General features: G+C 64.5%; 20 protein-coding genes. 3 read left to right on the forward strand and 17 right to left on the reverse strand.

Features of this window, described 5'->3' with window-relative positions:
- Window positions 1-4 precede the first annotated feature (4 nt).
- Window positions 5-334, reverse strand: coding sequence for an SMR family transporter (locus D8Z78_RS07845; protein ID WP_121629846.1), 330 nt, complete (start codon window positions 332-334; stop codon window positions 5-7).
- Between the two features lie 163 nt (window positions 335-497).
- Here D8Z78_RS07845 and D8Z78_RS07850 point away from each other — a divergent pair, with 163 nt between their 5' ends.
- Both D8Z78_RS07850 and D8Z78_RS07855 read left to right on the forward strand, forming a co-directional pair.
- Entirely contained in the window at window positions 498-1,070 is a 573-nt protein-coding gene (locus D8Z78_RS07850) for a hypothetical protein (RefSeq protein WP_121629882.1), read from the forward strand.
- 113 nt (window positions 1,071-1,183) lie between these two features.
- The gene (locus D8Z78_RS07855) at window positions 1,184-2,875 is read left to right on the forward strand and encodes a methyl-accepting chemotaxis protein (RefSeq protein WP_164932917.1); all 1,692 of its coding nucleotides are present in this window, start codon (window positions 1,184-1,186) and stop codon (window positions 2,873-2,875) included.
- On the opposite strand, the gene D8Z78_RS07860 is transcribed toward D8Z78_RS07855, so the two are convergent.
- Window positions 2,785-3,801, reverse strand: coding sequence for a LysR family transcriptional regulator (locus tag D8Z78_RS07860; protein ID WP_121629844.1), 1,017 nt, complete (start codon window positions 3,799-3,801; stop codon window positions 2,785-2,787). The genes D8Z78_RS07855 and D8Z78_RS07860 overlap by 91 nt on opposite strands.
- 89 nt (window positions 3,802-3,890) lie before the next feature.
- Between D8Z78_RS07860 and D8Z78_RS07865 the strand changes: the two genes are divergently transcribed.
- Window positions 3,891-5,066 carry a cytochrome P450 gene (locus tag D8Z78_RS07865; RefSeq protein ID WP_121629843.1) on the forward strand — a complete coding sequence of 392 codons (1,176 nt, stop codon included), beginning with the start codon at window positions 3,891-3,893 and terminating at the stop codon, window positions 5,064-5,066.
- Here the strand turns inward: D8Z78_RS07865 and D8Z78_RS07870 are convergent.
- The 15 genes from D8Z78_RS07870 to D8Z78_RS07940 all read right to left on the reverse strand — a co-directional run bounded on the left by D8Z78_RS07870 (window position 5,041) and on the right by D8Z78_RS07940 (window position 20,911).
- Window positions 5,041-6,141, reverse strand: a complete 1,101-nt coding sequence (locus D8Z78_RS07870; protein WP_121629842.1) for a CaiB/BaiF CoA transferase family protein — start codon at window positions 6,139-6,141, stop codon at window positions 5,041-5,043. The two genes, D8Z78_RS07865 and D8Z78_RS07870, sit on opposite strands and share 26 nt — an antisense overlap.
- Window positions 6,141-7,301 (reverse strand): acyl-CoA dehydrogenase family protein, encoded by a 1,161-nt coding sequence (locus tag D8Z78_RS07875; protein WP_121629841.1) that lies wholly within the window; start codon window positions 7,299-7,301, stop codon window positions 6,141-6,143. Before D8Z78_RS07875 ends, D8Z78_RS07870 begins: the two co-directional genes overlap by 1 nt.
- 60 nt (window positions 7,302-7,361) lie before the next feature.
- The gene (locus D8Z78_RS07880; protein ID WP_338064675.1) at window positions 7,362-8,519 is read right to left on the reverse strand and encodes an amidohydrolase; all 1,158 of its coding nucleotides are present in this window, start codon (window positions 8,517-8,519) and stop codon (window positions 7,362-7,364) included.
- A gap of 68 nt (window positions 8,520-8,587) precedes the next feature.
- Window positions 8,588-9,817: a methyl-accepting chemotaxis protein gene (locus D8Z78_RS07885; RefSeq protein ID WP_121629840.1), complete on the reverse strand. Its 1,230-nt coding sequence runs from the start codon at window positions 9,815-9,817 to the stop codon at window positions 8,588-8,590.
- Between the two features lie 15 nt (window positions 9,818-9,832).
- Window positions 9,833-10,204 carry a response regulator gene (locus D8Z78_RS07890; protein WP_121629839.1) on the reverse strand — a complete coding sequence of 124 codons (372 nt, stop codon included), beginning with the start codon at window positions 10,202-10,204 and terminating at the stop codon, window positions 9,833-9,835.
- An 11-nt stretch (window positions 10,205-10,215) separates the two neighbouring features.
- Window positions 10,216-10,461, reverse strand: coding sequence for a hypothetical protein (locus tag D8Z78_RS07895; RefSeq protein ID WP_121629838.1), 246 nt, complete (start codon window positions 10,459-10,461; stop codon window positions 10,216-10,218).
- Window positions 10,446-12,731 carry a chemotaxis protein CheA gene (locus D8Z78_RS07900; RefSeq protein ID WP_121629837.1) on the reverse strand — a complete coding sequence of 762 codons (2,286 nt, stop codon included), beginning with the start codon at window positions 12,729-12,731 and terminating at the stop codon, window positions 10,446-10,448. Before D8Z78_RS07900 ends, D8Z78_RS07895 begins: the two co-directional genes overlap by 16 nt.
- Entirely contained in the window at window positions 12,728-13,123 is a 396-nt protein-coding gene (locus tag D8Z78_RS07905; protein WP_121629836.1) for a response regulator, read from the reverse strand. The genes D8Z78_RS07900 and D8Z78_RS07905 overlap by 4 nt, the downstream gene beginning before the upstream one ends.
- The gene (locus D8Z78_RS07910; RefSeq protein ID WP_121629835.1) at window positions 13,120-13,962 is read right to left on the reverse strand and encodes a CheR family methyltransferase; all 843 of its coding nucleotides are present in this window, start codon (window positions 13,960-13,962) and stop codon (window positions 13,120-13,122) included. The genes D8Z78_RS07905 and D8Z78_RS07910 overlap by 4 nt, the downstream gene beginning before the upstream one ends.
- Before the next feature lie 2 nt (window positions 13,963-13,964).
- On the reverse strand, window positions 13,965-14,597 hold the full coding sequence (locus tag D8Z78_RS07915) for a HEAT repeat domain-containing protein (protein WP_121629834.1): 633 nt from the start codon (window positions 14,595-14,597) through the stop codon (window positions 13,965-13,967).
- Window positions 14,597-15,661: a chemotaxis-specific protein-glutamate methyltransferase CheB gene (gene cheB / locus D8Z78_RS07920; protein ID WP_121629833.1), complete on the reverse strand. Its 1,065-nt coding sequence runs from the start codon at window positions 15,659-15,661 to the stop codon at window positions 14,597-14,599. Before cheB ends, D8Z78_RS07915 begins: the two co-directional genes overlap by 1 nt.
- 7 nt (window positions 15,662-15,668) lie before the next feature.
- A complete protein-coding gene (locus D8Z78_RS07925) occupies window positions 15,669-17,240 on the reverse strand; it encodes a chemotaxis protein CheW (RefSeq protein ID WP_121629832.1) in 1,572 nt (523 codons plus the stop codon).
- A gap of 20 nt (window positions 17,241-17,260) precedes the next feature.
- The gene (locus tag D8Z78_RS07930) at window positions 17,261-19,183 is read right to left on the reverse strand and encodes a methyl-accepting chemotaxis protein (protein ID WP_121629831.1); all 1,923 of its coding nucleotides are present in this window, start codon (window positions 19,181-19,183) and stop codon (window positions 17,261-17,263) included.
- A gap of 214 nt (window positions 19,184-19,397) precedes the next feature.
- Window positions 19,398-20,228 (reverse strand): GNAT family N-acetyltransferase, encoded by an 831-nt coding sequence (locus D8Z78_RS07935; RefSeq protein WP_121629830.1) that lies wholly within the window; start codon window positions 20,226-20,228, stop codon window positions 19,398-19,400.
- Window positions 20,225-20,911 (reverse strand): GntR family transcriptional regulator, encoded by a 687-nt coding sequence (locus D8Z78_RS07940; protein ID WP_121629829.1) that lies wholly within the window; start codon window positions 20,909-20,911, stop codon window positions 20,225-20,227. Before D8Z78_RS07940 ends, D8Z78_RS07935 begins: the two co-directional genes overlap by 4 nt.
- Window positions 20,912-21,152: the final 241 nt, after the last annotated feature.

Below are 21,152 nucleotides of genomic sequence, written 5' to 3' on the forward strand. Positions count from 1 at the left end.
ATGTCTAATGCGGCGTGGTGTCCGAAAACAGATTGATGACGAGGATGCCGGCGAGGATCAGTCCGATTCCAATGATGGCAGGCAAATCCAGCCGCTGACCGAAGACGAAAAGGCCGATTGCTGCAATTGTCACTATTCCGAGGCCGGACCACAGCGCGTAGGCGAGCCCGACGGGGAAGTATTTCAGCGCATGTCCCAGCAGGTAGAACGCAGCCGCGTAGGCGATCACGACTACCAGTGACGGCAGCGGGCGGGTAAAGGCCTGACTGGCCTGAAGTGCCGTGGTTCCAATGGTTTCCGCGATGATCGCAAGCGCAAGGATGACATAGGGCATGGCGGGCTCCGGCAGTGCGTGTGTCCAGCTAGTCAGCCCGGTACGGGAATTGCAATCCCCGCAAGACCGCTCGGAAAAGGTATTTCCAATTTTACCGATACTTAACCAGCTGGAAGGACGCCCGCGCCTAAGGTTCGGGATGTCATTCCAACTGGAGGTAAAGATGAAACGCGCACTGATGCTGACGACTTTCCTTGCGACGCTGTCCGGCGCCGCGCAGGCGGCAGAACCCGTCGAGGCCATGCAGGGCTTTCTGACCGAACATATCATGGGCTGGGCGGCCAGCCCCGTGGTGATCGATGCGATCAATGGCCAGAACGTCACGACCCTTGGCTATGACGCCGCCCGGATCGACGAACTCGATCAGGCTTGGCGCGCGGAGGTGGGCACCAGTGCCACGCCGACGATCGACCCTGTCCTGTTCAACGCGGCCTCCGATTACCTGCGGGCGCAGGTCGAGGCGATGGGCGGTGCGGTGACCGAGATCTTCATCATGGATGGGGTGGGCCTGAACGTCGCCGCCTCCGACGCGACCTCCGATTACTGGCAGGGCGACGAGGACAAGTGGCAACAGACCTATGCCGTCGGCGCCGGGGCGCATCACTTCTCGGAAATCGAGTTCGATGAATCGAGCCAGACCTATCAGGCCCAGATCTCGGTGACGATCACCGATCCCGCCACGGGGGCACCGATTGGCGCGATGACCGTGGGGGTCGATGCTGAACTGTTGATGTGACCACGGCAGGCGCAACGCAGTCTTTTGTTTTGGGGGATACAATGAGCAAATCGAACAGAACACGTGTTTGGGGCATGGCCCTGCACTCGGTTTTTCTGCGTTGCGCCGGCATCATGGCGGTGACGACGGTGGTCGTCGCCGGCACCATGGCCTACCAGTCCGCACGCCTGACAGAGGGTCTGGCCAAACACGGGGTGATCGAGCAACTTGACAAGGCGTCCTTGTCCACTGCCGAGGCACTGGTCAAGCCGATCCGTTTCAAGTCACTCCCGAAAGTGCAGGAGACCATCGACAACAGTCTCGCGCTTGCGGGCGATCTTGGCAGAGGGGGCTTGGTCCTCGATCTCGAGGGCAATGTGCTGGCCGAAAGTGGCGTCGCCGATGACCCCGACCTGTCCGGAGAACTGGCCGCGCTTGCCGCCGCCGCCCTTGCGGATGCTGCCGTGGTGTCGGGCGAGTCCGGTTTGATGCGGGCCGAGCCGATCTATGCCGAACCCGGCGGTGATGTGATCGGTGCGATGGCGATGGCGTTCTCCGCCGATGTGCAACTGGCCGCGGTGCGCAGCCAGAACCTCGAAATCCTGATGATCGCGGTTGGTCTGTTCGTCGTCCTGTCGCTGCTGTCCACGTTGCTGCTGCGCCGGACGCTGGGGCGACCCCTGAACCAGATGACCGGCGCAATCGCCACGGTCGCCAAGGGCGATTATGATCTCGAACTGGCAATGACCGCGCGCCGCGATGAATTCGGTTCGATGGCGCAGAACCTTCAGGATCTGACGACGACGCTGAAGGCAAATCGCGATGCCGACGCGCAACGGGCCAGCCAGATGGAGGAACAGACGCGCGTGGTCGAGGAACTGTCGCAGGCCCTTGACCGGCTGGCGGAGGGGGTTCTGGCGCAGGAAATCACCCAAACGTTCCCCTCCGAATACGAGGCGCTGCGAAACAACTTCAACCGCGCCGTCGCCTCCCTTCGGACCGCGATCCTGAAGGTCCGGCAGAGCGCAACGAACATCACCGGCTCTGCCGAGGAAATCTCGCGCGCATCCGATGATCTGTCGCAGCGCACCGAAACGCAGGCGGCGACGCTGGAACAATCTGCCGCCGCGCTCGAGGAATTGCTCAACAGCGTCAATGCTGCCGCCCAGAATGCCGGCAATGCCGATGCAACGGTGCGCAACGCCCGCGAAATCGCGACCCGCAACGGCGAGATCATGCGCGAGGCGATCTCGGCCATGGGCGAGATCGAAAAAAGTTCGGACCAGATTTCGGAAATCATCACCGTGATCGACGACATCGCCTTCCAGACGAACCTTCTGGCTTTGAATGCGGGGGTCGAGGCGGCGCGCGCCGGCGAGTCCGGCAAGGGCTTTGCCGTGGTAGCCTCCGAGGTGCGGGGGCTTGCCCAGCGATCGGCAGAGGCGGCGCAACAGATCAAGGACCTGATCATCGGATCGACCGAACAGGTTCAGAGCGGCGTCGAACTGGTGGAGCGTGCAGGCAATGCGCTGCAGGAAATGGTGACCAAGGTCGCCGAAATCTCGGACATGGTCGCAGAGATCGCGCAGGGGGCCGGGGAACAGGCACGCGGTCTGGACGAGATCAATGTCGGCGTGGCCAATCTGGACCGCGTGACCCAGCAGAACGCGGCCATGGTCGAAGAGGCAACCGCCGCCGCGCATATGCTCAAGAGCGATGCGGGCGGGCTGGCCGATCAGGTCGCGGTCTTCATCACCGATGCGTCGGGCGCGCCGGACATGGCCCCGGCGCCCGCTTCGGCGGCCCGGTCGGTACGGGCGGGCTGATCCTGCGTCGTGGCGTGCAGCGTGGTCCGGACGCTATCGACCAGTGACTTGCGCAGCCATGCATGCATCGGCGCGTGATGTGTGCGCGTGGTCCAGACCAGCGATATCCGGAAGGGAGCTGGAAACGGGCAGGGCAGGTGGACCATCTGTCCTGTCAGCTGCGCCGCCAGCCGCGCGGGAATGGTCGATATCAGGTCGGTCCCCGCCAGCAGCTGGTCGATCCCGGCGGGGCTTGGCACGTCGATGATGGTGTTCAAGGCGTGACCCTCCGCTTCGAGGTCGCGCATGTATCCCGATCGCCAATCGGCACCGTAGCTGACGGTCACGTGCCGCGCCGCAAGGTAGTCTGCGGCCGTGAGCGGGGCTGGGGCCAAGGGGTTTGCCGCATCCATGACGCAGACATACCGGTCATCGACCAGTGTGCGGCAGAAATAGTCGCTGGCTTCCGGAACGATCGGGCCCATCAGCAGGTCCGCTTCGCCGGATTTCAGCAGGTCGGGTCCCAAATGGGTCGCCTGCACGAGGCGCAGCCGCAATCCCGGCGCCTCGCGTTGCAGGTTGCGCAGGATGGTCGGCAGCCAGAGCAGACGCTCATAGTAGTTGCACGCGACGGTCACGGTGCCTTCGGCCTCGCTGGGGCAGAAAACGGCAGGCGCCGCCATGCGGTCGAATTGCGCCAGTAGATCGATCGCCTGCACCACCAGCCCGTCGCAACGTTCGGTTGGAATGACACGTCCGCCTTGGCGGAAAAACAGCGGGTCGCCAAAGAACCGCCGCAGCTTTTCGATCGTGTAGCTGACGGCGGATTGGTTCACGTCCAATTGCGCGGCCGCGCTGGTGAAGGAGCGCAACTGGTGGACCAAGACCAGAACGCGCAGCGCGGCGAGATCCATGTTCGATGACGGCTCGGCCAAGGGTAGCTCCATTCGAAAATTCGATAGTCTGCATCAGCATTATCCAATTGTTGCATGATTGGCGGCCCCTTATCCAGTGTCCCAAAGGGAGGAGCACCGAGATGGCCATGGCACCGGTCCGCGAGGACGTCACCGTTCACCAGATGATCGACAACCCCTATCCGGTCTACCGGCAGATGCGGGCAGAGACCCCGGTCGTGCAGGTGCCCTCGGTCAAGCGCACGCTGTTGACCAAGGCCGCCGACTGTCGCCATGTGAAGGACCATCCGGAACTGTTCAGCTCGAACGATCCGTCGACCCCGATGGAGAAGGCTTTCGAGGCGCATACCCTGATGCGCAAGGACGGCGCGGAACACCTCGCGGAACGCAATGCGATGATGCCGACCTTCAGCCCGCGCAACCTCAAGACCATCTGGGGCCCGATGTACGAGCGGCTCGCCGAGGAATATCTGGATCGGCTGCCCAAGACCGAGGTGATCGATCTGTTCCCGATGTTGGCGGGGCCCCTGGCCGCGCGCATCCTTGCCGAAACGATGGGCATGCCGGACGCCTCGGACGAGGAGATGCAGCATTGGTCGCAGGCTTTGATCGACGGGGCGGGCAATTTCGGCTGGTTCGACGAGCCGTTCGAACGTGTGGCCAAGGCCAATGTGGCGATGAATGCCAATATCGCGGCCAATGAAAAACGTCTGCGGGATGCGCCCGACCAGTCGGCCCTGTCGGTCATGATTCACGCCGAAAACCCGATCCCGCGAAGCCAGATCGTTGCCAATATCAAGATCGCCATCGGTGGCGGGATCAACGAACCGCGCGACGCGGCCTTGACCATCCTTTACGGCCTGCTCAGCAACCCCGGCCAACTTGAAGAGATCAAGGCCAGCGGCAATTGGCAGGCGGCCTTCGAGGAGGGCGTGCGCTGGGTTGCGCCGATTCAGGTCTCCAGCCGTCTGGTGCTGGAGGACACGGAAATCCGGGGCTGCGACATCCCCAAGGGCACGGTGCTGATGACCTGTCAGGCCAGTGCCAACCACGACGAAGAGGTGTTCGAAGACGGGCACCTCTACAATGCTTTGCGCAAGCCCGCGCCGCATCAGAGCTTTGGGTCAGGGCCGCATCACTGCATGGGCACCCATATGGCGCGAATGATGGTCGGGCGGACGCTGATCCCGATGATCTTCGACAAGTTTCCGAACATGCGTCTGGTCGAGCCGGAAAGCGTGGTCTGGAAGGGGTTCGGATTTCGCGGACCGCTCAATCTTCCGGTGCGTCTGACCTGAGCGCGGGCACGGGGCCATAGGCGCGCGGCTCTCCGATGAACTGCGCCCCCGGCGCTGGCAGGTTGACCGGGCCGCCCGGTGTCTCCAGCGTGATCCTGCGCAGATGCGGATGGGCCGCCAGTCCGGCCATGTCATTGACCGAGGCCAGCGCGATCCCGGCTTCGGTCAGGATCGAGATGGCGTCGGCGGCATCAAGACGGGCGAAGGCCTCTGCAACGATCCGGTCGGTCAGGTCGCGGTTCTCGACGCGGGCCAGATTGGTGGCGAGGCGCGGATCGGTGCCCATCCCGGCATCGCCGATGAACTGCGAACACAGCGCCCGCCACTCCCGATCCGACTGGATCGAGATCAGGATCGGCGCGCCGCTCTTCGGCTGGAATACGCCATAGGGCGCAATCGAGGGATGGGCGAGGCCGACGCGTTTCGGGCTCTTGCCGCCCTCGTGGTTCAACAGGGGCACGGTCAGCCATTCGGCCATGACGTCGAACATCGACACGGTGATATCCGCGCCCTCGCCGGTGATGCCGCGCCGGATCATCGCTTCGAGGATTGCGGCATGCGCCGTCGCCCCCGTGGCGATGTCCACGACCGATACGCCCACGCGCGACGGTTCGGATGGGCCGCCGGTGATCGAGCACAACCCGGATTCCGCCTGTATCAACAGGTCATAGGCCTTGCGGTCGGCCAAGGGGCCGTCGTCGCCATAGCCGGAGATGGAGCAGGTGATCAGCCGAGGATGCCGCGCGCGCAGATCGGCCGGGCCAAAGCCGAGGCGCGCCAATGCGCCCGGCTTCAGGTTCTGGATCAGCACATCGGCGCCCGCGATCAGCTCGGTCAGGGCGGCCTTGCCCGCATCCGAGCCCAGATCGAGGCAGACACTTTCCTTGCCGCGGTTCAGCCAGACGAAATAGCTCGATTGTCCGGCGGCCACGTCATCGTAGCCGCGCGCGAAATCGCCCTCGGGCCGTTCGACCTTGATGACCCGCGCGCCCGCGTCCGCCAACCGGGCCGAGGCAAAAGGGGCGGCCACGGCCTGTTCGACCGCCACGACGGTCACACCGTCGAGTGCGCGCATCAGAACGACCTCGGCAGGCCAAGCACGTGTTCGGCCACGTAAGACAGGATCAGGTTGGTCGAGATCGGCGCAACTTGATACAGCCGCGTCTCGCGGAACTTGCGTTCGACGTCGTATTCGCAGGCGAAACCGAACCCGCCATGGAATTGCAGGCAGGCATTCGCCGCTTCCCATGACGCCTTGGCCGCCAGCATCTTGGCCATGTTCGCCTCGGCCCCGCAGGGCTTGCCCGCATCGTAGAGCGCGCAGGCCTGATAGCGCATCAGGTCGGCGGCGCGCACCTCGATATAGGCCTCGGCGATCGGGAATTGCACGCCTTGGTTCTGGCCGATGGGGCGGCCGAACACCTCGCGCTGGCTGACATACTCGGTCACCTTGTCGGTGAACCAGTAGCCGTCCCCGATGCATTCGGCGGCGATCAGCGCGCGCTCGGCGTTGAGCCCGGTGAGGATGTATTTGAAGCCCTGACCCTCTTCGCCGATCAGGTTCTCCGCCGGGATTTCCAGATTGTCGAAGAACAGTTCGTTGGTCTCGTGGTTGACCATGTTGGCGATGGGCTTGACGCTCATGCCGGATTGCATCGCCTGCTTGATGTCGACCAGAAAGATCGACAGGCCCTGCGATTTCTTCTTCACCTCCGACAAGGGGGTCGTGCGCGCCAAGAGGATCATCAGGTCGGAATGTTGCACCCGGCTGATCCAGACCTTCTGCCCGTTGATGACGTAGCGGTCGCCTTTCTTGACTGCGGTCGTCTTCAACTGGGTCGTGTCCGTGCCCGTCGTCGGCTCTGTCACGCCCATCGATTGCAGGCGCAACTCGCCGCTGGCGAGTTTCGGCAGGATCTCGGCCTTCTGCCGGTCTGAGCCGTGGCGAACCAGCGTGTTCATGTTGTACATCTGGCCGTGACACGCGCCAGAATTGCCACCGGCGCGGTTGATCTCTTCCATGATGACGCTGGCCTCCAGCAGGCCAAGGCCCGACCCGCCGAATTCCTCGGGGATGAGCGCGGCCATCCATCCCTCGCGGGTCAGCGCATCGACGAATGCCTCGGGATAGCCGCGCGCCTCGTCGACCTTGCGGTGATATTCGGGCGGAAACTGGGCGCAGAGGGCACGTACACCGTCGCGGATATCCGTGTAGGGATCGTCGATCATCATCATCTCGGATGGCCTTCCTTGAAACCGTTTCCCTGAGGTAGCCAAAGCCGTGACGAGACGCAATCAGCCGAGCACATTGCGGAGGCAGCGACCGAACAGGCGCACGCCGTCGGGGATCAGCGCATCGGGAAAGTCGTAGTCGGGATTGTGCAGGGCGGGCGTGGTTTCGCCCGCGCCAAGCAGCACCATGGCGGATTTCGAACAACTGCCGAAGCGCCCGAAATCCTCGGAGGCGCGCATCGGCAACGGCATGTTTGCTTCGGGGAAGGCCTCGTCCTCGATGGCGCGCCGAAAGATGTCGACCGCCTCGGGGTGGTTTTCGCAATGCGCAAAGATGTCATGATATCCGATGGTGACGGACAGGTTGTCCGGACGCGCCGCATCTGTGATCTCGCTCTCCGCTGCCTGAACCAGTGCCGCCATGCGGTCGTCGCGTTGTGTGCGCAAGGTCAGCCAAAGTTCGGCCCGTCCGGGGGCAATGCCAAAGGCCGGCTCCCCGATGCGCACATGGGTGATCGTCACCAGAGAGAACTCCGGATCAGAGGGCGTGCCGCCCTTGCCCAAGGCGGTCAGGCGAGTGATCAGCCGCGCGATGGCAGGCGCGGGCGAGACGCCGGTTTCGGGTTGGGACGCATGGGCCGTGCGCCCTTCGAGGATCAGTTTCATCCCGCGAGACGCGCAGTTCATCACCCCGGACGTGATCGCCACATGGCCCAGCGGCAGACCGGGAAAGTTGTGCAACGCGAGGGAGATATCCGGCTGGATCTGGTCGAATTTCGGGTCCGAGATGACTGCGGCGGCGCCGGCGCCGGTTTCCTCTGCGGGTTGGAACAGCACGATGGCACGTCCCGAGGCGGGACGGTTTCGACCCAGATGTTTCGCCAGCCCGAGCACGATGGCCATGTGTCCGTCATGCCCGCACAGATGCGCCTTGCCGGGGGTGGTCGACCTGTAGGGTGCCGTGCCGGTTTCGAAGATCGGCAAACCGTCCAGTTCGCAGCGGATCATGATGCTTGGACCGGGGCGCGCGCCGGCATATATCGCCGCCACGCCGCTGCCGCCCAAGCCGGTGATCAGGCTGTCGGGGCCGGTTTCGGCGAGGGCCTCTGCAACGGTGGCCGCGGTCGCGGCTTCGTCCCCGGACAGGTCTGGCGCACGGTGAAGATCGCGTCGCAAGGCGGTCAAAGCATCGAGGTCCTGCGGGGTCAACGACATGGTCATGCTGCTCTCCGGGATTTGTCTGTCCCGTCTGTAGCATGCGCGATCCGGCTGACCAATGCGCGCGGGGGCTAGAAGAACTCCATGGCGAGCAGTTCGTCCTTGTCAGCCGCGTTCGTGCCCGAGGCGGACTGGTGGGCGGCCCGCTGCGATTGCATGACATAGCGTTCGGACATGTCCTGCATCAGGTCGCTCAGCGCGGCAGGATCGATATCGGGTCCGTTCGAGGCAATATGCGACAGTCGGTCGACAGAGCCGATGATCCCCTCCATCTGCTGTCGGACGATGTCCTGAAACTGGATCGTGGCGAGGGCCGCAAGGATTTCCGTCTGAATCTCGCTTCCGGCCGCGTTCTGACGGCGCAACGTCTCCTGCTCTTTCTCGATCAGTTCCGAGAATTCGCGGGCCAGTGCGGCCAGCTTGCCCCGCGCGTCGTCGAGAACCGCCCGCTGCAGTTCCAGCTTGTCCTCGATATTGTCCTCGGGAGACGCGCCTTCGCCGTTCGTACCGCTTGAGAACCTGTCCAGAACCGTGCGCGCGCTGGAAATCAGCGGTTCCAGCCGGACCGTCAACCCTTGGGTTTCGTTGGCCATCTTGCGGATTTCCCCGGCGATCACCGTGAAACCCGCGCCGTGATCCCCGGCCCGCGCCGCCTCGATCTCGGCATTGATGGCGAGGATGTTGATCGCCTTGGCGATGCTGCCGATATGCTCGACCTCCTTGCGCAGGTTGCTGACCGTCGTGTGCACGGTGCCAAGCGCCTGACGCGACAGGGTCATCACCTCGGTCACCACCTGGCTGGAATCCTGCGCCTGTTGAATGGCGGCGTCGAGATCGCGCCGTTCGGTTTCGTGCCGCGCGGCGAGGTATTCGACGCGTTCGACCCAAGCCAGTGCCTCGGTGCTCTTGGCGTTGAGGTGAACCATGCGGTCTTCGATGGCGGTCAGTCTCTGGACGAAGGACGTGCTGGCCCCCTCGGTGTCGCCGATCACGTTGCGGGCCTGATTGGCCAAAATCTGGCAAATCTGCGGAAGATCCCGGGCCCAGGGGGCAGTGTCCGGCGCAGGGGCGCTGACCGGAACCTGCCAGGTGTCCGTTGGGTCGTCGTCGGCCGCAGTATCGGTTTCGCCGGTGGCGGGCTCAGGCACGCGCGCCGGGGCGAGTTGGCCCAGCGCGTGGTTCAGGCCCACGATCGACAGGGCCAAAGCCGCGCCCAGCCCGGGTATCTGCCCGACCGACAGCAGGAAAAACGCGGCTTCCGTGATCGCCATCAGGATCGACGTTCTGACGATGAATGTCATGGCGTATCTTCCCCTTCAGCCGTTGGGGAGCAGTTTCTTCAGCGCCCCCTGAAGCTGGACCGGGTCGGCGGGCTTTACCAGCCAACCCGTCGCACCGGCCGACTTGGCCTCGTCCCGCCGCTCGCGCTGCGACTCGGTGGTCAGCACCAGCATCGGTGTGAAGCGGTGTTTCGGGCTGCCGCGCAGCGCGCGTATCAAATCGGCGCCATTCTTGCCCGGCATGTTGAAATCGGTGATCATCAGGTTGAAGGAAAGGCCCCCCTGCACCTTCTTGAAAGCGTCTTCTGCGCTGATGGCCGTGGCCACCTGATAGCCGAAGCGTTGCAACATCTGGCTCATGCTCATCAGCACCGTCGAACTGTCATCGACAAGGAGTATCGTGCTCATCTCGTTCCTTCCTACGTGGGGGCGACCGTCAGGGTGCCGGTCAGCAAACCGGTCCAGTCAGAGCGTCCTTCCGTTCCGACGATGCGGGGACGTGTCGCCAAAAGCACCTGCAATATGGCCGTGTGGGCGTGGCCGACAGCGCTTAGATCGACGACGGGATCGTCCTGCGCACAGATCCATGCATACAGGTCCTCGGCTTCGACGATCTCGCAATGGCCGGTCAGGGTTGCGCGGCCGTCCTTCAGGTCCAGCGGCATCGGATCACCTCCGCCAGATTGAGGGCAAGCAGGACCGATCCGTCGCCCAGCAAGGCGGTCCCCGAGAAACATTCGGAATGACGCAAAAGGCCCTCCATGGGTTTGACGATCGCATCCACGCCGGCATGGAACCGATCCACGACCAGCCCAACCTCGTTCCCGTCCACCTCTACGACCATGAGGTTGATATCGCGTTTAGACGTGTCCGGCGGGCAGCCGAAAAGGTCGCGCAGATGCAACAGCGGGATCATCCGCTGGCGCAGCAGAACGGTTTCGTTGTCGCGGTGGCGGTGAATCCGGTCTCGTGGCAGGCGCTGGCTTTCGACGACGGCATCGACCGAAACGCCGTAGTAGCCGCCATCGACCTCGATCATCATCAGGCGCTGGACCGCCATGGACAAGGGCAAGGCGATGCGGACGGTGGTGCCTTGGCCTGCGGTGCTGTTCAGGGAAATCGTGCCGCCGATCCGGCGGACCATGCTGGCGACGACATCCATGCCGACGCCGCGCCCCGACAGGTCCGATATCTGCTCCTTCGTCGACAGGCCGGGTGCCATGACCAACTGCAACGCCGTCGCGTCCGCCATGGCCGACAGGGTGTCGGCATCGACCAACCCCTTTTCCAAGGCCTTCGCCCGGACGCGATCGAGGTCGATCCCCCGCCCGTCGTCGCTGACCTCGATGATGACGCTGTCATCCTGCTGGTAGGCCTTCAGGCGGATTGTGCCCTCGTCAGACTTGCCCGAGGCGCGGCGGTCTGCGACCGTCTCCAGCCCATGATCCACCGCGTTGCGGATCAGGTGAACCATCGGGTCGGCCAGTTCCTCGACCACGGATTTGTCGGCCTCGGTATCCTCGCCCTCGACCACCAGTCGGATGCGTTTGTCCAGCTTGCGCGACAGGTCGCGCACAAGCCGGTTGAACCGCCCGAAAACCGTGCCGACCGGCACCATCCGCACCTTCATCACGGCGGTCTGCAATTCGTCGGCAATGCGGTTGATCACGTCATGCTGGCTCTTGATTTCGCGGGCCAGCGTCTTGCTTGGTACACCTTGTTCGGCGCGGCGGGCGAGGAAGGGCAGGGCGTTCTTGGCAACGATCAACTCGCCCGCGAGGTTCATGAGCATGTCGATCCTGTCGGCATCGACCCGGATGGAGATCGCCTTGCGACTTTCGGTCTTCGGCTCGACCGGGCCCAGATCGGGTTCGAGGTCGGGCTGCGGCTCGTTCGGCGCTGCGGGCTGGGCAAGCTGCGTGCCCAACGCCTCGGCGAGGCCATCGAGGCGCGTTTCGGCCTCTGGGGCCTCGGGGTCGAGCCCGGTCAGGCTGGCGCGGATGTCTTGCAGCGCGCCGGTATCGCAGCGCCGGGCGATGGCGATCAGCATACGGCGGGCGACCGCGATGCGTGCGGGCGCGGTCTGCTCGGCGCCCTGCGCGGCCAGCAGCCGCCGTTGAGAGCCGATCAGGTCACGCGCGAGCGCCAGCGTATCGCCATCGATCTCGGACCGGGCTGTTGCGTCCGTGCTCAGCCGGGTTAGCTGGACCTGATCCTCGACATACAGGAAATGCGCGCGCAGGGCGACTTCGTCTGCGCAGGCCACCGCCGCGAACCCCAGTCGCGCCTCGAACGGATCCATCCGGCCCGGCTCCGGCCAGACCTCCGGCGCGACCGTGCCAACCCATCGCAGACCGGGGGTGTTCATCACCGTCAAAAGCGGGTCATCGCCGGAATAGAAGGCGTTCGCATCGGGCGTATAGTCGATCCGCCAGCATTCGGGTTCCCCGGCGCAGCGCTGCTTGTCCTCGGTGGCCATATCGTCCGGCCAGACGCCGGTGGCAGGGGGCGGGGCCGCGCCCCCCGGCGTGTCGGTGCGCGTATCGCTGTCCTCGGTCAGCGGTTGGCGCAATTTCGCCGCGAGCCGATCCGCGCTGGCATCGGCGCCATCGGCGAGCTCCTGATGCGCTTCGAGTTGGTCCAGCCAGTCCGAAACCTGATCCAGCAGCATCAACAGCATGTCCGCAAGATCCGGGGTGAATGGCACGTCGCCCTCGCGCACCGCGTCCAGCAGGTCCTCGCCCGCATGCACGGCCTTGGTGAAGGGCGCGATCTCGAACAGGCCGGACGCCCCCTTGATCGTGTGTACGGCGCGGAACAGCGCCGCAAGATGGTTTTTGTCCGCAGGCGCGGCCTCCAGCGCGAGCAGCGCCAGCGAGGCCTCCTCCAGCAAGCTGCGGCCTTCGGTCAGAAATTGTTCGAGCAAGGGGTTCATGCGCGTTCCTCCGCCGGAAAGAAGGACAAGAGCGTGGACAGGATGTTCGGTTTGACCGGCTTGACGAGGTAGTGATTGGCCCCGGCCGCAAAGGCCTGTTCGGCGTCATGCACCTGTGCCTCGGTCGAGATCATCACCGCTGGGACGTCGCGCGTATGCGGCATGGTCCGGGCGGCGTCGAGGAATCGATAGCCATCCATCACCGGCATGTTCACGTCGATCAGCATCAGGTCGATGGTGCGATCCAGCGCGCGTTCCAGCGCCTCCATGCCGTTTTCAGCCTCGATCACGGTCCACCCCGCCGCTTCGATCAGGCTGCGATGGTACATCCGGACGGTCGTGGCGTCGTCGACGACAAGCGCCGTGGGTCGGTGGGCGGCGGGTGTTGTCATGACAAGGGCCTCTGGTAGACGATGGCGTCCGTGAACTTGCGGACCGTGTAGAGCGAGGACATTCGGCTCATCGATTCCGAATGACCCAGAAACAGGAATCCACCGGGGTTGAGCGCGTCGAACAAGGTGTCGGCGGCCCGGCGGCGGGACTGATCGTCGAAGTAGATCAACATGTTGCGGCAAAAGATGACGTCATAGCCTTTCAGGGCGCGCGTCTGTTGCGGATCGGACAGGTTCCGCGGGAAGAACCGCACCGCATCGCGGATCTGGTCCGAAATGCGGTAGCGCCGGCCAGCCAGCGGGGTGAAATGCCGCTTGAGCATCGCCGGGGGGACATGCTGGACCGAGCGTTCGCCGAACACCCCGTCCTCGCATTTCCCCAGCGCCACGGTATCGATATCGCAGCCCGACAGCTCGACATCGTGCTGGGCAAGGCCGGGCCATTCCTCGATCAGGTGCAACGCGATGCTATAAGGTTCCTCGCCAGTGGAGCAGGGCAGGGACAAAAGCCGGATCGGTCCCTTTCGGCGGCGTCGATTGTGCACCACCTCGTCCATCACGTCGCTGACCAGAACGCGGAACTGGTGATCCTCGCGAAAGAAATACGTCTCGTTCACGGTCATCTGGTTGACCAGTTCCTGAAACTCGGACTGGCTGGCCTCGAACCGCATATGGACGAAATATTCGCGGAAGGATCGGGCGCCGGTCGCCTCGATCCGGCGCAAGATGCGCTTGTCCACGAAGTAGCGCTTGGAGTCGTCGAACTCGATCCCGGTCTTCTTGTAGAAGTATTCCCGGAACTGCTTGAATTCGTCCAACGTCAAGGCTGTGACGGCCATGGTCATCCGGCGGACCCCGCTGCGATGTTCTCGATCCGGGCGATGACGGTGTCGGCGGCGAACTGGATATAGGGCTCGTCGGCGAAGCGCGTGCTTACCTCGCGCAGCGCCGCCAGATGTTCCGGCCCGCCTATGTCGGTCAGCCGGTCGATGGCGGTGCCGACCACGTTGGTATGGGTTTCGCGCATCAACAGGTCGCGCAACCACAGCGGCGCATCGGGATGCGGCAGCAGCCGCAGGATGTCCACCGCCATGATGCGCACATCCGGGTCCGGGCTTTGCAGCAGCGGCGCCATATGGCCGGCGACCGCCGTCGACATCTTCTGCAGGAGCGTCACCGCCTCGTTGCGCATTTCGGCCGTGTCGCTGGACAGCAGGTCGATGATCCCGGGCACCGTGTCGGCATCGTTCTGCTCGGCCAGCGCATCGAAGAGCGCGGCCCGCACCAGCGGCGACGGTTCGTCCGCGAGCCGGGCCAGCAGCAACGGTGCTGCGCCGTCGATCTCGGCGAGGCCAAGGGCGGCGGCCCGGCGTTTGGACTCGCTGCCGTCGGCCAGCTGTCTTTGCAGGGTGCTTCGGCTCGTCTTGCGGGCGGATTTGGAAGCAGAGGGTTCGGACTGGGGGATCAGCGGCATCAGGCGGTCCTTTTCACGCGCACCCGGGATGTCCAGGCGATGAGTTGCTCGGCGATCTGTCCGCTGGGCAGGATTTCTGTGGCGCCGCCGTATTCGATCAGTTTCATCGGCATGCCGAAGACCGCGGCGCTGTCTTCGGATTCGGCGATGGTCAGGCCGCCTTCGGCATGCAGCCGGGCAAACTCCCGCGCGCCGTCGTCGCCCATGCCGGTCAACTGCACGCCGATCAGCTTGGTCGCGGGCAGTGTCTCAAGCGCCGAGGCGACCATGCGCGAGACGCTCGGATGCCAGCTGTAGGAGTCGTCGATTGCGACCGGGGTCGCGGCCAGCCGCCGGAAGCGCATCGTGACCTCGGCATCGCCACCGCCGGAAATCACGTGCACTTGGCCCGGCAGCAATGGGCAGGGCTTGGTCAATTCCGACACCTGCAGCGCGCAGGTGCTGTTGAGCCGGTCGGCGAAGACGCCGGTAAAGCGCGGCGGCATGTGCTGCGCGATGAGGATCGGCACCGGAAAACTGGCCGGCAAAGCGCCAAGGATGTCGCCCAGAATGGCTGGTCCGCCGGTCGAGACCCCGATCAGCACCAGTTCGGGGCGGGCCTCCGTTTGGGCGGCGGATCTTGCAGGGGCGCGTCGTTCCTTCGGCTCGGGCGGGGCCTGACGCCGTGCGGGCCGCCGCTTGCGCCCGGCGCTGCGGACCTTGGCGCGCAACTCGGCAAAGACCTCGCGGATATTGTGAGAGACGGTGCCGCCCGGTTTGGCGACGAAATCCGTCGCCCCCAGTTCGAGCGCCTCGAAGCTGGCCAGTGCGCCGCGCGTGGTCAGCGAAGAGACCATGATCACCGGCACCCGCTCGATTTCCATCATGTGGGCAAGGCAGGTCAGGCCGTCCATGCGCGGCATGTTGATATCCAGCGTGACGACATCCGGGCGCAGTTGAGCGAACTTGGTCAGCGCATCTTCGCCATCGCGCGCCGTCTTGACCTCGATATCCGGGTCGGTTGCAAAACATTCTGTCAGCAGGGTCCGCATCAGGGCGGAGTCGTCAACGATAAGCAGGCGCATCTAAAGGTCAGGCTATAGCAGGTTCCGGTCGGGTGACGTCGGCGAGGTCGCCGGCGCCGACAAGTGTTTCGGCATGGGTGATCAGCAGCATCCGCCGCCCGGCATCCAGTTTGGCAACCTGCTGGACGAGATGGTCGGCATGGTTCGGCATCCTTGGCGCGGCATCCAGCGCAGCGCCGGGTATGCGCAGCACCTCGGTCACCGAGTCGACGATGAAACCCGTTCGTTTGCCGTCGACAGTGAGGACCAGGATGCGCTGGCGGTCATGGCGGGGCAGGTCGGGGAGCGAGAACATCCGCCGCAATTCCACGACCGGCAGGACCGACCCACGCAGGTTGATGATCCCCTCGACCGTGGCGGGCGCGTTGGGAACGCGCGACAGCTGCTCGGGGACGCGGATGATTTCCTGAACGTCGTGGATGTTGACGCCGTATTCCTGTTGATCCAGCTGATAGACCACCAACTGCATCTCGTCCGTCGCATCGAAGCCCATCTCGGCCTCCTCCTCGGTGTCGGGGTCCATGCCGGTTTCGGCGCGGCTGTCTTGTTCAAGCGCCAAGGCCTCCTGCACGGCAGGCAGGTCGAGCAGGGCCGTGGCGGACAGGATCGAGACAAGCCTCTGGCCGTCGTCCAACTGGCACACCGCCTCGATTTCGTCCCGGTCGCCTCGGCGCAACACGCCGGGCAGCTTGTCCCGTGTCTCTGCCCGGATGCGCAGGACCTCGCGGACCTGGTCCACCACCATGCCGACGCGGCGCGCGGGCGTGGTGCCAAGGGTGATGACCATGACCCGGTTGTGGTCGGCCCGATCGGTATCGGGCAGCCCAAACAGGCGGCGCAGGCTGACGATCGGCAGCAGGCGGTCGCGCAAGGTGATCAGCCCGAGCACGTGGGATTGGCTCTTGGGAACTTGGGCGATCTGTTCGGGAACCCGGACGATCTCGTCGACCTGGCCAATCGGAAAGGCATATTCCTCGCCGTTCAGAAGCAGGCTGACCAGCTGGATCATCTCCTCCTCGGTTTCGACCTCGAGAGGATCGGCGCGTTTTCCGGCCCCCAGACCCGGCCCGGTGACGGAAACTTCGCGATCCGGGAATTGCCTGCGGACGACATCGCGGACATCCAGAAGTTGCAGCATGTCGATGCCCGCGATGCCCTTGGCGACGCCGCGGAGCACGTCGGAGGACAGCGCGCCATCGTCGTCGCGGGCGTCCTCGATGCGCTGTGGATCGACGTTCAGCACCCGGGCCACGCGATCGACGATCAGCCCGACCCGTTGCCCGGCATCGACGACGATCACCCGACTGGCATCATCGGGGGCGCGCGGCGGCAGATCCAGCGCCGTGCGCAGGTCGAGGACCGGAAGCACCTCGCCACGCAGGTTTGCGAGCCCGGTCAGAACCGGCGGCGTCAGGGGCACCGACACGGTCGTCGGTACGCGGATGATCTCTTGCACGGTTTCGATCGGAAAGCCGAAGCATTCCTTGCCAAGATGAAAGCTGACGAACTGACGGATGTCGGCGGCGCCTTCGGTCTCGTCCCGGTCGTCGTCGAACTTGAGGGTTTCGCTCATGGTCATGGTGCCCTCCCGGCAGGCGTTCAGGCGGTCTGCAACTCGTCGGCGACAGCAGCGATATGATCGATGGCACTGGCCAGCTCCTCGGCCCCCTCGTTTTGCTGACGTGCGGCGGCGGAGGCTTCCTCCGTGGCGCTCTGAGCCTCTTCGGCGGCGGCGGCGATCTGTTCCATCCCGGCCTTGGCATTGCTCACGGCGCTGGACACTTCTTCCGATGCGGATTGAATGTCGCGGTTTCCATCCAGCACGGTCTGCATATCCGCCAACACGCTGGCCAACTGGTCGGTGGTGACGCGCGCGCGCTCGACCTCGGTCATCGAGGCATCCGCAATGCCCAGAAGGTCGCCGCGCACGATCCCGATCTGGTCCTGGATGCCCTTGACCATGTCCTTGATCTGCTCGGCATTTTCGGCGGCGTCATTGGCGAGGTTCTGGATGTCGGTCGACACCACGGCGAACCCCTTGCCGTATTCGCCGGCCCGGGCCGCCTCGACGGCGCCGTTGACCGCCAGCATGCTGGTCTGGATCGCGACGTTGGAAATCGCATCGACGATCTTGTCGATCTTGCGGCTGATCAGCTCCAGTTCCTGAATCTCGGTGACCGAGGTGCGCCCGGCCTCCATCGCGAAATTGATGCCTGCGATGATCTCGTCGACGGTCGCGCGGTTCTCGGTGAGCAGGTTGCCGATCATTTCGCCCTTGGTCAGCGCCTCCGCCGAGCGGGCGGTGGCCATCTGCACGTTGCGCTCGATCTGTGCGATCCCGGCAACGCCCTCTTCGACGGCGGCGGCTTGGGTCGCGGCGGTTTCGGAAATCTGGCTGATCGCGGCCATGATCTCGGAGCTGGACCGATTCAGTTCCTGAATGGTCGAAGACAGTTCCTCGGCGGCGGCGGCGACTTCCTCGGCGGATTTGGCGATATCGGTCGAGTTCTTCAGTTCCTCGGACAGCAGGTCGAGATCGTTGGCTGCCCGCTCAGCTTCCTGCAGGGCCTGCGATTGTTGGTCGACGGCCTTGCGCGCCTCTTCGGCACCGGCGGACTGCTCCTCGGCTGCGGCGGCGACCTCTTCTGCGCCCCGCTGCGCCTGAGCGGCGGCGGTGCCCATCTCGATGGCCGCCGAGGCAAGTTCGCTGGCGCCGGTCGAAATGATGATGATGTCCTGACGGATCGTGGCAAGCTGGCTGGTGACCAATTTGCCCTTTTCGACCTCGTCGGCGGCACGGGTGGCGGATTGCTGCACCCCGTCCGAGATGCGCTGCGCCCCGGCCTGGATCTGCTTGATCAGCTCCTCGATGCTGGTGGCGTTCGATTCCGAGGCCTCGGCCAAGGTGCGCACCGTATCGGCCACGACCGCAAACCCCTTGCCATGCTTTCCGGCGCGGGCCGCCTCGATCGCGGCGTTCAGCGCCAGAAGGTTGGTCTGGTCGGCGATGCGGATCACCTGATTGACCGCGTCGATCACGTTGTTGGTCTGGCTTTCCAGCTCGGTCATTAGGGCGACCGATGCGTTTTGCCGGTCAGAGGCGCGGCCGACATTCTCCACCAGCTTGACGATGCCGCTGCTGGTATCCTCGATCAGGACCTGAAGCCGCGCGGTGGTGTCCCGGGACATCTCGGCGGCCTCTTGCTGCAGGGCGACACGCCGGTTGATCTGGGTCATCGCGGCGGCGCTTTCTTCGGCGGCGGAGGCGGCCTGTTCCGCGCCAGAGGCGATCTGCATCATGGATTGCGACAGCTGTTCGGTGGCTGCCGCCGCCTCTGTCACACCGCCACCGAGACGTACGGTGGCCTCGGCGATGCGCTCTGCCGCCTGTTGCTGGCGGGCCAGTGTACGGGCGCGCTGGCGCTTTTGATCGACGGTCACGCTGCCGCGTGTCGGGGTCTTTGCGGTCTCGTCCACGGTGACGGACCCGGTTGCGGTTTTGTGTTTGCTGACCAATGCCATGCGGGCGCCCTTTTTCAATGCCGTTGCGCTGGCGCCACAAGCATTCGCGCGAGGCATGCGGATGGAGCCGTTGCCGTAGGGGTACCGCGTGGAAATGAATTGACGGTTAAACTTGGAACACCACATCGTTCGCAACCTATGCGGTAGCGAGGTGCTGTCGAACGGCGGTGGAAATGACATGAGCTTTGGGCCGCAAAGGGCCGTTTTCCAAAGGCTATCCCAGTTCCATGCTGGCAATCGCCTGAAGCGTCGCGCCCGCGGAAACGGCGGTGCCGCGATACATCCGGGCGGTGGAAAAGACGGGCGAAAACCCGTGGTCGTGCAGGGCGGTCGCCAGATGCGTGTTCGACGCGGGCAGGTCGATCATCACGGGGGATTCGCCCGACAGCGCGGCGGCCTGCCGCGCCAATCGCAGCGCGCGGTCCGCATCCGGGGCCACGATCGGGCCGATCTTGCAGCCGTCGCGGCACTGGCGCACGGTGGCAAAGCCGATCAGCGTGCCGTCGTCCCGCAAGGCCACGGTCTTGCGGGTGGCGGTCTGGCGGACCCATGCGCGCAGGAAGGCCGGACGGGCGATGCCGGTGGCCGCGTGGTCGAGCGCGAAGATGGCGGCGTGATCCTCCGCCTCGATCAGGTCGGCCGGTTGATCCGGGGCGGCAAGGTGGCCCAGATACCGCGCGGATTGACCAGTGCGCACGAACCCGGAGCGGGCATAGTTCGCCTCTTGCGCGGGAACTCCGTCCAGACCGACGGTTCTCGCGCCGGCATGACCCAGCGCGTGACGCCACAGCCCGTAGCCGATGCCCTCTCCGCGAAAGGCGGGCAGGCACAGGTACAGGCCGAGAAACGCAACGCTGTCGGACAGATTCACCACCGAAATGGCCGCAACGGGCTGACCGTCGATTTCGGCGAGGAAGAAGCCCTCGGGATCGGTGGCATGGAACGCCTCCGCATCCTCCAGACCGGGGTTCCACCCCTCGGCGGCGGCCCAATCCAGCATCAGCCGAACCTCGGGCAGGGACGCGGTGCGGAACAGGGGCGTCATCGGTTCAGCGCCTCGCGCAGCGAGGCCGGTGGCTGCGTCACGTTGCGCAGGTCGAGCGAGGCGATGAGATCGAGCAGGTGGCTTTTCATCAACTGCTCTGCCGTCGCGCCGTCGCGTCCTTCAAAGGCGTCCAACAAGGCGTGATGGGCTTGGGTTTCGCACATGGCCGCACGCCTGCGCCAGTAAAGCGCGATGATCAGGGACGATCTCGAAATGAGTTCGGAGATGAAGCCCTCGATCGTGGTCTGGTCGGCGATGCGGGCGATCTCGATGTGGAACTGCCCGGACAGATACAGCGCCCGTCCGTTTTCGCCCGCGTCAAGCGCGGCATGTTCCTGCCGGATGTTTTCGTGCAGCAGCGCAAGCCCGTCATCCGTCATCCGTTCCGCGGCGGACCATGCGGTCCTTGGTTCCAAGAGCGCCCGTGCCTCGAAGACCTCGCGCGCCTCGCGCACCGAGGGTTGCGCGACGAAGGCGCCGCGATTGCGCTTCAACTCGACGAGGTGGCGGTGTGACAGCGCCAGCAGGGCAGCGCGGACGATGGTGCGGCTGATCCCGTAGGCCTCGCCCAACTCATCCTCGCCCAGCTTGGTGCCGGGCGGCAGGCGGTGTTCGTGGATCGCGCGTTCGAGATCGGCCGATACCGTTTCCGCGGACCATACCTTGGTGTTGAGACTGTTCATGCCGACCTGCCACTTCTCTCTCTGTTTCGCATCTTCGCGATTCGGCGTCAGGGGGACAAGTCGCGGAGAGGAAACTTGGTTGCATCGGAAATTGTATACAAAGTTGTGCCCGAATTTGTGCACAGCCAAGCCGCAACCGTTCAAAATTTGGGCACTTCCTGTTTTCGCCGTGGTGCGGATAGGAAATTCCTGCCCTTGGACGAAAAGCCGATCCCATGCTGAGCTCGTCAATTCGATGAGG

It is taken from the genome of Tropicibacter alexandrii (assembly GCF_003667315.2).
Taxonomy (GTDB): Bacteria; Pseudomonadota; Alphaproteobacteria; order Rhodobacterales; family Rhodobacteraceae; genus Tropicibacter; species Tropicibacter alexandrii.